Here is a 10,938-nt window from a genome sequence, read left to right on the forward strand (position 1 = left end):
TGTCGGTCGAATACAGCAATCTGAAACACATTTTTTGCTAAATCGATACTAATAAGCCTATATTTCATGTTGGTCACCTTTATCCTTGATTCTGTCAAAAGTTAATCATGGCACATTGCGATGCCGAGATAGAGGTGACCATCTCATCACACGCCATAAAGGATGAAATAAGAGTGAGTTGTTGATACTTACGCCAAAGGTTCTATTCATGCGGGTTGCCGATTGTTGTTGGCATTCTTAACCTCACTGGATAACTCACCAAAGGGGCGTAAAAATGACAACTGCGAGAAAACAACAGATATGCGTTGATGTCACACCTTATTATCATTGCGTCTCTCGCTGTGTCAGGCGTAGCTTCCTGTGTGGGACTGACCCTATCACTCAACAAAATTATGAGCATCGCAGAGCGTGGGTGAAGCGAAAAATGATGGCGCTCTCGCAACTTTACTGCATTGACATCTGCGCTTACGCCATCATGAGCAACCACTACCACTTGGTCTTACATATCAATCGAGAGAAAGCCCTAAATCTGTCGGCTTATGAGGTAGTTGAACGTTGGCAGCAAGCACACAAACTGCCCAATATCGTATATCGATGGTTAGAAGGGCCGCTCACCAGTAAGGCCGAACTTGAAGTGTGTTTAGCGATTATCGAATCTTGGCGTGAGCGACTATGGAGCCTAAGTTGGTTTATGAAAGAGCTTAATTTTGAGATTGCCTGCCAAGCCAACAAAGAAGACCAATGCAAAGGACATTTCTGGGAAAGCCGCTTCAAAAGCCAGGCTCTACTAGATGAACAGGCGCTCGCTGCGGCGATGACCTATGTCGACTTAAACCCGCTAAGAGCTGGAATAGCCCAAACACCAGAAACCTCCGATTACACCTCAATTAAAGCGAGAGTTGAGGCATTAAACAATCAGCAAGAGACGGCACCTTGCCTTTACCCGTTTGTTGGGAATGACAAAAACCATCAACGTGATGGTATACCGTTTCGACTGATGGATTACATCGAGCTAGTCGATTGGACTGCACGTCAATACCGAGAAGGGAAAGCGAGCTTAAGTGAAGATACGCTACCGATATTGCAAAGACTTAATATCAATCAATTAAACTGGCTTGAGACTTGCATTCAATTAGAGCGTCTGCGCTGCACTACAGTAGGTTGTACCCAAAGCGCAATGATGGCCAAACAGCTGATGAAACGAAAGCGACTCAATTTACTTCGCTTGGATAGCTAAGCGATTAACCAACCATTAAATTTCTAGTTAGAAACCCACACCAAACAAAAAATGTTATTGGTGAGTCACTCGTTACTCAAAAAAGCCTCAATAGACTCATTCACGCCAACAGTGGCTCACAGCACGCAACCCTCTCCCCCTGTCGGACAAATTAATACCGATTTAACCGATAGATTATGCCTGGAGCATAAGTATCTTTTAATAGTGCCTGTCCTTTTAGTAATAACTTTGCGGAAAATCGCTAAAGAATATCGTCAGCAAATCCTTGAGGGTATTGATCCGAAGATTGAGCGTGATACTGAAAAGGTCGATTCTTCTATGTCCCTAGAGCGCTTCTTGATTGAAGCCGATTGATGAGATTTCGATTCAGTATGGTTTGCCTAAGGTGCGGTTTGTATTTTGAAGTTATGGGACAAATTGAAAAGGGCGCAGTTGTCTGATGTGACTACTCCCTGCTTTAGTTTTTCTACATGTCTTTGAGTAGTTCTTTTTGAGCTTGAAATAAATATGAGCACATAGACCAAATAGTAAGAACACTAGCGACTGTAAGAGCGATGTAGGCGATATATAAAAGGACACCACTAGGTTGTATTAGGAAGAGGAGGATAGCTAGCATTTGAGCCGCTGTTTTTATCTTTCCTAACCAAGATACGGCAACTGCATCTCTTTTGCCCTCTTCTGCCATCCATTCTCGTAGAGCAGAAATGATGATTTCTCGGCTGATCATTACTACTGCGGGGATAGTAATCCAAGCTGAATTATAATATTCAACTATTAAAATCAGAGATGTAGAAACTAAAACCTTATCAGCCACAGGATCGATAAATGCACCGAATGCGGATGACTGTTTGAGCTTTCTTGCTAAGTAACCGTCAAGTAGGTCTGTAAAGCCTGCAATAAAAAACACAGAGCCTGTAAGAGCTGCACTATGCTCGATTGGCAAATAGAACAGAATAACCATGACAGGAATAAGCATTAGTCTAAAAAGAGATAATGCATTGGGGATGTTCATATGCATAGTGGGTAGTGTTCTTTAACAAATGATCAGAGTTTGCGAGATGATACAATAATGAATCAGAGACCAACAGCTTTTCGACTATAGACTCATTTAAAAAAAAACTTGTTAAGGGCTTTAAATTGCCACTCAACATAGCGATAATCGTGTGATTAGTGTGATTTTTGCTGTATAAAAATACAGGTTGGGTGTTTGTATGAATGTAGTTGATTTGTTTTGTGGTTGTGGTGGATTATCACTTGGTTTTGAGCAGGCTGGGTTTGATATTCTGTTAGGCATTGATCATGACAAAGCGGCTCTAGATACGTTTAAAGCTAACCATAAAGGTTCTGAAATCATACACGGTGATATTCAAACAATAACCACCAATGATATTCGACGTATTATTGGAGGTAAGAACGTTGATGTGGTAATCGGTGGCCCCCCTTGTCAAGGGTTATCATTGTCTGGTCCGAGGAAGTTTGATGATCCAAGGAATCAACTTTTTTTGTCGTTTGTTCGAGTTGTTAAAGACTTAAAACCAACGTATTTCGTTTTAGAGAATGTTCCTGGTATCATTAGTTTGTTTAAGGGTGAAGTTAAAAATCAGATTATTAAAGAGTTTAGTGATCTTGGATATGTTGTAGATTACAAGGTTTTAAATAGTGCTCACTTTGGGGTTCCACAAGTAAGGAAGAGAGCGATCTTTATTGGTGTCTTACATGGTGAGGGTCCTGTGAAGTTCCCTACTCCTTTAATTGAAAGTGAGAAGGACTTTATTACTTGTCAGCAAGCAGTGTCTGATTTGCATGGTTTGGATGATGATGTTATGCCTGAATCTTTTGAATACGCATCTTCACCACTTAGTGCATATCAAAAACTAATGCGAAATGGAGCTCCGAGTAAACTTAACAATCATTTGATAACTAAACATCAGGAAAAGGTTAAGTCAACAATAGCATTAGTGCCAGAGGGTGGTAACTATAAAAACTTACCTGAAAACTTTGTATCAACTCGAAAATTTAATGTCGCTTGGACACGTTACCATAGTCAGAAACCTGCGAGTACTATAGATACAGGACATCGACATCATTTTCACTACAAGCACAATAGAGTTCCAACGGTTAGAGAAAATGCTCGCTTTCAATCATTTCCAGATTCATTTGTATTTCTGGGTAACAAAACAGAGCAATATCGCCAAGTAGGGAATGCTGTACCTCCTCTATTAGGAGAAGCAATAGCAAAGGTATTGAAAAAATGACAGTTCCGAATTCTTACAAAATTAAGGAAGTGAATTTGCTTCCTCTTCATATGGTTAGACCTAGATTCAAAAATAATATTGAAAATGTGTTATTTTACATGGCTAAAGAAATCACTTCTTTTTCTGGTGCGATAGATGGCCAGGTTCTAGATAATATGATTTCAAATTTTCCTGGTAATAGTCATCTGGTAGAAAAAACACTAGCCAACTGGAGGACAGAGATTAGTGCTCTTTTTGGACTTATGCAGTATGAAGATGGATTTGGGTATTATGCTAGCTCTATTTCGAAGCGACTGTCTGAAAAAGAAGACTTAATCGAGTTTTTTAAGAATTTTGCAATGAAAATTCAATTCCCTAATGGAATGTTGAAACCTCATGTAAATAAAAAGTTGATAGAAAGTGGAGTGGACTTTGCTCCCTTGTCTTTTGTTGTTAATTTGTTGAATATCCTTAAGGAAGTAGGGGTAAGTGAATCTTATATAACAAAAGATGAATTGACTTATGTTATTTTTGATGATCTGAGATTTACAACAGGTAAACTTGGCCCCATTGATGCTAAAAATATTATAATGAATAATAGAAAGCATTCTGTAATTTATGAAAAACATAAATTCATAAAGGGTATTACAAAGGGAAATAGAGGCGATCAAACTAGAACTGCCTTAGATTTTCTCGATTACCTAGAACTTGCAAATATTCTTATAAAGAAATCATCAAAGTATTTTTTAAATGATATAGAATCTGACTTTATTGAATATGCGTGTAAAGAAAATGGTAACTTTGATAGGTTTAGACCTTTTTATAACAAGATTTTTACAGTTGCTCAGTTGAGTAATGTTCAAAATTCTTGGTTTGATTATGTTAATACTTTAGACTTTAATGAAAGTGCTACTAGCATAAGAAAGTTCATTCAAACTAAAGTTAAAGATGACACCGTGTCAATTAATTTATTTGATGGTACAACGGAAAAAATGACCACAAAAGAAATTGGTGATTTAGGTGAGTCTTTAGTTATCTCACATGAGAAAAATAAACTCGAAAGTTTAGGGCTTGGTCATAATAAGCATCTTGTGCAATTCATACCTACTCATCTTGGAGCTGGGTATGATGTAAAATCTATGGATGAAATGGATAATCAAATATTCATTGAAGTTAAAACAACATTGAGCAATCACGCCCTAACCCAGAGTAGAGTTTCGTTGACTAAGAATGAGTGGAATGCGGCATATACTAATAAAGAAAATTATTACATTTATCGCTTGATTATTACTAATGATACTAGAAGATTACTTGTAATGAATAATCCGGTTGGACTGGTTCAGCAGGGAGAGATTAAACTCTCAGCTCCTAAAGGTGTAGAGCTAATATTTAAACCGGATGTGTTGAAAGAGGTTGAGCTACTAGCATGAATAAATTAAAGATTTGCTCTGTATTTAGTGGTTGTGGTGGTATGGATCTTGGAGCCATTGGTGGTTTTAAATACCAAGGAAAGTACTATAAAAATAATAACACAGAAGTGGTTTTCTCTTCAGATATAGATCCTTATGCTGTGGGTATTTATAATGATAATTTTGAACATCAGAGTATATTAGGAGATATTAGAGAACTAAAAGATACTATTCCTGAGCATGATGTTTTAATTGGAGGCTTTCCTTGTCAGTCATTTTCTGTTGTTGCACAAAATCCTCCCCGTTTAGGGTATAAAAACGAGAATGGTAAATTATTCTTTGAAATGGTCGATATAATTAAAACTCACAAGCCAAAAGTATTCATTGCTGAGAATGTTAAGGGGTTGTTGTCGGCTAATAAAAAGCAAGCTTTTCCACTGGTTATGCAGTCATTTAGAGACGCTGGATATCATTGTAAGCATATGGTACTTAACTCTTCTCATTATGGAGTACCCCAAAAAAGGGAACGAGTATTTATCGTGGGTTTTTTAGATTCGAATGATTGTGACAAGTTTGAGTTTCCTGAAAAGATAGATTCAAATATTATTTTAAAAGATGTTTTAGAAAATGAGAGTGAAGTAGAAAGCAAGTTTTTCTTCTCTCAAAAAGCAATAAATGGGATGCTTAAGAATAAAGAAACAATGAATAAAGGTCGAGTGCAGGATCCTTTAAGTCATTGTAATACTATTAGTGCTCATCTATCTAAAGCAAGTTTAAATAGTGTAGACCCAGTACTATGTATCGATGGTCGTTATAGAAGGTTCACCCCTAGAGAAGCGGCTAGAATTCAGTCATTTCCAGAAGATTTTAAATATAATGTATCCAATACTAGAGCGTATAAAGCGATAGGCAATGCTGTTCCTCCCGTAATGATGTGGCATGTTATGTCAAGTGTTATTAAAGTAATTGGAATTGTTGCTGAAAAAAAGGCAGCCTAGAGCACAAAATAAAGTAGTCCCCTTTAGGCACAATTAATTTATTTAATAGTTTTGTGACAATTTAAGGGATAGGGGACTGCTTTTTCAACTTGACATACAAAGTTAATGTTTTTTGCGTTACCGTTCTAATGTCTAACTAAATATTATTAAATACAGTTGGCTATGAGATGTGTTTAAAATGTGTGCTCAAGCAATTCTGTGTCTGAATAGTGTAATGCAGATCCAACAGAATCCTAATTTATGGTCTTGAATTTCCAACAAGATCCTAGTAAATACAGTTAGTTAAAAAACATGTGAGGACTTTCGGGCGTGGCGGTTCAAGTCACTCGCCAGTAACATACATAGAAAGGTCGCTTTTATAGCGGCCTTTCGTCGTTTTTGGGGGATGAACATTGTAACTGTCGTTCCATGAGCCTTCTGCCCCTTCTCTCGCCTAAAGCACATTCGTCAGTACTGGTTTATTCCAATGAAGAGACTGATGGTAATTCAAAATCAGTGGTCTTACGTACTATTGCATATTTCGGAGCATTCCGATCAGTCATTTCGGAATAGCGAAAACCGCGATCGGAATGCTGAAATCCTTCCTTTTTCTCCTTTAAATCAATAACTCGCTATTCTTTACTTCTTAAACAAGAACGTAAGGAAGCGACAATGGCCAAAAAGAGAACTCCAATGAAAAAAATTAAAGAGGTATTACGCCTAAAGTACGACTGCGAACTCTCAAATCGCAGCATCGCTTCCTGCCTGAAACTCGGCCCCTCCACCATCTCGGAACTCCTGACTCGCTTTAAACAAAGCCAACTTGGCTGGCCTCTACCCGAAGGTTGCAGCGATGCTGATCTGACGCAGGCGCTGTATCACGGCAAGAAAGCCAGTCGGGATAAAGTCATGCCAGAGTTCACTCAATACGCTGTCGAACTCAGACGTAAAGGTATGACGAAGATGTTGCTCTGGCAGGAGTATCATGAGCAATATCAAGAGCGAGCTTACGCTTACACTCAGTTCTGCGAGCACTTCACTCGCTGGTTCAAAACCCAAAAGCGCAGCATGCGTCAGCTTCATGTTGCGGGTGATAAGCTGTTTATCGACTACTGTGGGCCGAGGCTTCAGGTGGTCAACCCTGACACAGGAGAAGTGCGTGAAGCGGAAGTGTTCGTCGCGACCTTAGGCGCGTCCAATTACACCTATGTTGAAGCCTTCCCGAGCCAAGGTAAGTCTTACTGGTTAGAGGCGCATGCAAATGCTTTCGAGCACTTCGGCGGCGTACCACAGCTCTTGGTTCCCGATAATCTGCGTAGCGCGGTTACCAAAGCCAATCGTTATGAGCCGATACTTAATGAGAGCTATCAAAAACTGGCGAATCATTATCAAACGGCTGTGATGCCCACTCGCCCCCACAAACCGAAAGACAAAGCCAAAGCAGAGAATGCCGTGCTCCTAGTGGAACGCTGGATTATGATGCGGCTGCGACACCAAACCTTCCATACCTTCAAAGAGTTGAACCTCGCTATCCGTGAGCTTATGAATGACTTAAACCAACGTAAGATGAAACAGTATGGTGCAAGTCGTAAAACACTGTTCGACAAACTCGATAAACCCGCGTTAAAGCCCCTTCCTAAGCAACGATACCAATATACCGAGACCAAGCGAGCCAAGGTTGGGCCCGACTATCACATCGAATATCGCCGTCACTACTACTCGGTTCCCCATCAGCTTGTTGGCCACCATGTTGAACTGGAAGCCTCCAACCGTCTGGTGCAGATTTACCATCAAGGTAACTTGGTCGCCCAGCATCCACGCAGCCAAAGAGAGCGCGGAAACAGCACCCAACCAGAGCACATGCCGAGTAATCATCAACATCAGAAGTGGTCGCCTGGCCGCTTGCTCAACTGGGGAGCCAATATCGGCCCTGCCACACGAGAGGTCGTCAATAAGATGCTGAACTCGAAGCCTCATCCAGAGCAGTCTTATCGCTCCTGCCTTGGGCTGCTCAATCTGAGTAAAGCGCATAGCGAATCACGCTTAGAGCAAGCCTGTAAAGATGCACTGATGCTGACAAAGCCCAATTACACCTTCATCAACAATCTACTCAAGAACAATCGTGAAGGGCAACTGAGTAAAGATAAAGTGAATACGCCGAACCTTGTTCACAGCAATGTTCGAGGCCCGAACTGTTATCACTAGGAGAAAGGATATGAACGTACTGAACGATCAACTCAAAACCCTCCGCTTGAGCCATGCGGCGAAGGCGTTAGAGCAGCAACAAGAGCAACTAACCACCTACGTAGAACTGGACTTCGAGGAGCGGTTGAGCTTACTTCTGGAAAGCGAGATCTTGAATCGTAATCAGAGCAAAATCCAACGCTTAAAACGACAAGCTAAGTTAAGAGTGGATGCTCAGCCGAGCCAACTCATCTACAAGGAGAGACGAAACCTCAACCGCAAGCAGATGAGCGAACTTCTAACGGGGGGCTATCTGCACAAGTACCAGAACATCTTGGTCACAGGCCCAACAGGAGCAGGTAAAACGTATCTTGGCTGCGCACTGGCAACCAGCGCCTGCGAACAACAACAAACGGTCAGATACTACCGATTAACTCGCTTGCTTGATGATCTGACCGCAGGTCGTCTGGATGGTAGCTATCAAAAGCAACTTCAATCGTTGGCTAAGAAAGCTCTACTTATCCTCGACGACTGGGGGATGGAAAAACTGACTCAAGAGCATGCAGGCCACTTGTTAGAAGTGCTTGAAGACCGCTACCAAAACAGCAGCACAATCGTCATCAGTCAACTACCCGTAAAGGAGTGGTACAACATGATCGGCAACGCCACCGTCGCTGATGCTCTAATGGATCGGCTGGTACACAATAGTCATCGAATAGAACTGGGAGGTGAGTCAATGAGAAAACTGGCGCAATCCGATCACTTAGAGTAAAAATAGGAAGAGAGAAAAACGGCAGGATCAGGTGATCGGAATAAACCGAAACGAGCGATCGCAATCACCGAAATACGCACTATCGATGTGTTTTACGCTCTGTTGCGCATGCCTTGAGTGGTTTACTTAAATTTTCTGTGGCTTAGGGAAAAGTTGTCTATCTTTAAATTATCAAGATGGAGGCTGAAAATGTACCAACTCACTCCCTATCTATTCTTTGCAGGACGCTGCCAAGAAGCACTTGATTTTTATCAGAACTGCTTCGGAGGCGTTACTGTTTCTAAGCAACTGTTTAAAGATGCGCCTCAAGAGATAGAAGGAGCAGACCCACATTGGGTAATGCACGCAGAGTTTCAAGCATCAGGTATGAAATTGATGTTATCTGATGGTGTATTTGCAAAAGAGCTCTCTGGCAACAATATTGCTTTGTCGGTTGTTCTGACAGACATCGATGAACAAGGTCGGCTCTTTGACAAGTTATCGGAAGGAGGTCACGTCATGATGCCTCTGGCAGATACATTTTGGGGCGCTCGGTTTGGTAAAGTAGAAGATCAGTTTGGTATCCGCTGGATGCTACACTGCAACCTTGTATAGTTTGATATACATTGAAGCTATGACTTTCACGTAAGATATCTCTCATTCCAGCGCATAGATAATGATTTCGTTTTCCCATTACTCTAAAATTAGTCATTAATAAGTAAGTAAATAAAGTTGTATATAGATCGTGGCGAGCATCAAAATTACTGTAGATAGGCTACAGCCAGGGTTGCATATTCGTCTTCCGGTTAAATGGAACGAGCATCCCTTTTTATTCAATAGCTTCAAAGTGAAAGACGAAGAACAAATTCGTATGATTCGTCACTTAGGGATTAAGCACGTCTTCATAAACCCAAATCAAAGTGATACGCAACCACTTCCCTCATCAAGTCAATCTAGCTCAGTAGAGGAACCTGTTGATAGTGAAGTCGATCTCGAAGCGCAAAAGCTCTGGAAAGAGAAACAAGATCGGATTGAAAAACTTAGTGCCTACCGACGACGTGTCATCAACTGTGAAAAAGAGTTTGAGCGCTCGTTGTCGCGCATGAGAGCGGTCATGAATAAGATCCGCAATCGACCAGAACAAGCCGTTGATGAGGCGGCGCTACTCGTTAATGATATCGTTGATAAGCTACTAAGTGACGACAACGTTACGCTGCACTTGATGAATGGTAAGAGTGAATTTGAAGACATTTACTTTCATTCACTCAATGTTTCCGTGGTCGCGATGATGATCGCCAAAGCAAAAATGCTGAGTGCAGATCAAATAAAGGAAGTCGCTTTCGCTTCTTTATTTCATGATATGGGGAAAGTGAAAGTCCCTACAGCGATATTGCGTAAACCGACTCATCTTACTGAACCTGAAAAAAACTATCTAAAACTGCATACAAAATATGGGTTAGAGATCGCGGCTAATATGGCGAGTTTTCCTGAAAGTGCTCGGACAGTCATAGCGCAGCATCATGAGCTTAATGACGGTTCCGGTTACCCTGAAGGATTGAAAGAAGATCAGATTGATGAGCTAACCCAAATTGTTGCTGTGGCAAATGCCTATGACAATCTTTGTCATACTAATGTCGCCGCTGACCAAAAAATTCCTTATGTGGCGCTCTCATACCTCTACAAAAACTGCAAGCATCTATATAACAACGAGAATCTGAGCTTATTGATTAAGTTTATGGGGATCTATCCTCCAGGCACTGTCGTACAACTATCGAATGATATGGTCGGTTTGGTTATCTCTGTGAACTCTAAGAACATTCTCTTTCCTAATGTTCTTATCTACGACCCCTCTGTACCCAGAACTCAAGCGCCAATCATTGACTTAGCTGAAAGAGAAATAAAGATAGTTAACGCAATCTTACCTAACAAACTTCCGGATAAAGTAAGGGAGTACCTAAATCCACGCTCACGGATTTCATACTTTTTTGATTCAGATGACTAGGGTCTGTTGATCTTTCGTGATGATTTTTTGAACGGCATGGTGAAGGTTATAATCATTTCGCCAAAAACAAATCACAACTGAGTTCACCATGCCAAGGACAATGCTAACTGATAAACGATGGGAAAAGCTACTTCAAGTGATGAC

At 40.8% G+C, this 10,938-nt stretch carries 10 protein-coding genes; 9 read left to right on the forward strand and 1 reads right to left on the reverse strand.

From position 1 onward, the window contains the following. Nucleotides 1-274: 274 nt before the first annotated feature. Complete coding sequence (locus QTN94_RS18475) at nucleotides 275-1,237, forward strand: transposase (RefSeq protein ID WP_331428479.1); 963 nt, start codon at nucleotides 275-277, stop codon at nucleotides 1,235-1,237. Nucleotides 1,238-1,465: 228 nt separating this feature from the next. Beyond that, nucleotides 1,466-1,591, forward strand: a complete 126-nt coding sequence (locus QTN94_RS18480; RefSeq protein ID WP_331428480.1) for a hypothetical protein — start codon at nucleotides 1,466-1,468, stop codon at nucleotides 1,589-1,591. A gap of 112 nt (nucleotides 1,592-1,703) precedes the next feature. Here the strand turns inward: QTN94_RS18480 and pgsA are convergent, their stop codons facing one another. Next, nucleotides 1,704-2,255 carry a CDP-diacylglycerol--glycerol-3-phosphate 3-phosphatidyltransferase gene (gene pgsA / locus QTN94_RS18485; RefSeq protein ID WP_331428481.1) on the reverse strand — a complete coding sequence of 184 codons (552 nt, stop codon included), beginning with the start codon at nucleotides 2,253-2,255 and terminating at the stop codon, nucleotides 1,704-1,706. Between the two features lie 193 nt (nucleotides 2,256-2,448). Here pgsA and QTN94_RS18490 point away from each other — a divergent pair, with 193 nt between their 5' ends. The 7 genes from QTN94_RS18490 (at nucleotide 2,449) to QTN94_RS18520 (ending at nucleotide 10,794) form a co-directional block, all read left to right on the forward strand. Then, nucleotides 2,449-3,492: a DNA cytosine methyltransferase gene (locus tag QTN94_RS18490; RefSeq protein ID WP_331428482.1), complete on the forward strand. Its 1,044-nt coding sequence runs from the start codon at nucleotides 2,449-2,451 to the stop codon at nucleotides 3,490-3,492. Next, complete coding sequence (locus QTN94_RS18495; RefSeq protein ID WP_331428483.1) at nucleotides 3,489-4,901, forward strand: protein NO VEIN domain-containing protein; 1,413 nt, start codon at nucleotides 3,489-3,491, stop codon at nucleotides 4,899-4,901. Before QTN94_RS18490 ends, QTN94_RS18495 begins: the two co-directional genes overlap by 4 nt. Then, nucleotides 4,898-5,878 carry a DNA (cytosine-5-)-methyltransferase gene (gene dcm / locus QTN94_RS18500; RefSeq protein WP_331428484.1) on the forward strand — a complete coding sequence of 327 codons (981 nt, stop codon included), beginning with the start codon at nucleotides 4,898-4,900 and terminating at the stop codon, nucleotides 5,876-5,878. The genes QTN94_RS18495 and dcm overlap by 4 nt, the downstream gene beginning before the upstream one ends. Before the next feature lie 651 nt (nucleotides 5,879-6,529). Then, on the forward strand, nucleotides 6,530-8,062 hold the full coding sequence (istA, locus tag QTN94_RS18505; protein WP_331428485.1) for an IS21 family transposase: 1,533 nt from the start codon (nucleotides 6,530-6,532) through the stop codon (nucleotides 8,060-8,062). A gap of 10 nt (nucleotides 8,063-8,072) precedes the next feature. Next, nucleotides 8,073-8,813, forward strand: coding sequence for an IS21-like element ISVch3 family helper ATPase IstB (istB, locus tag QTN94_RS18510; protein WP_331428486.1), 741 nt, complete (start codon nucleotides 8,073-8,075; stop codon nucleotides 8,811-8,813). 189 nt (nucleotides 8,814-9,002) lie between these two features. Beyond that, nucleotides 9,003-9,407, forward strand: coding sequence for a VOC family protein (locus tag QTN94_RS18515; protein ID WP_331428487.1), 405 nt, complete (start codon nucleotides 9,003-9,005; stop codon nucleotides 9,405-9,407). 130 nt (nucleotides 9,408-9,537) lie between these two features. After that, on the forward strand, nucleotides 9,538-10,794 hold the full coding sequence (locus tag QTN94_RS18520; RefSeq protein WP_331428488.1) for an HD-GYP domain-containing protein: 1,257 nt from the start codon (nucleotides 9,538-9,540) through the stop codon (nucleotides 10,792-10,794). Nucleotides 10,795-10,938: the final 144 nt, after the last annotated feature.

The sequence above is a fragment of the Vibrio sp. M250220 genome, from assembly GCF_036533795.1.
In the GTDB taxonomy this organism is placed as follows: Bacteria; Pseudomonadota; Gammaproteobacteria; order Enterobacterales; family Vibrionaceae; genus Vibrio.

Excerpts from the sequence above, each read along its gene's own strand:
- dcm (WP_331428484.1), top strand. The coding sequence starts at position 4,898 with ATGAATAAATTAAAGATTTGCTCTGTATTTAGTGGTTGTGGTGGTATG.
- pgsA (WP_331428481.1), bottom strand. The coding sequence starts at position 2,255 with ATGCATATGAACATCCCCAATGCATTATCTCTTTTTAGACTAATGCTT.
- istA (WP_331428485.1), top strand. The coding sequence starts at position 6,530 with ATGGCCAAAAAGAGAACTCCAATGAAAAAAATTAAAGAGGTATTACGC.
- QTN94_RS18515 (WP_331428487.1), top strand. The coding sequence starts at position 9,003 with ATGTACCAACTCACTCCCTATCTATTCTTTGCAGGACGCTGCCAAGAA.
- istB (WP_331428486.1), top strand. The coding sequence starts at position 8,073 with ATGAACGTACTGAACGATCAACTCAAAACCCTCCGCTTGAGCCATGCG.
- QTN94_RS18495 (WP_331428483.1), top strand. The coding sequence starts at position 3,489 with ATGACAGTTCCGAATTCTTACAAAATTAAGGAAGTGAATTTGCTTCCT.
- QTN94_RS18475 (WP_331428479.1), top strand. The coding sequence starts at position 275 with ATGACAACTGCGAGAAAACAACAGATATGCGTTGATGTCACACCTTAT.
- QTN94_RS18490 (WP_331428482.1), top strand. The coding sequence starts at position 2,449 with ATGAATGTAGTTGATTTGTTTTGTGGTTGTGGTGGATTATCACTTGGT.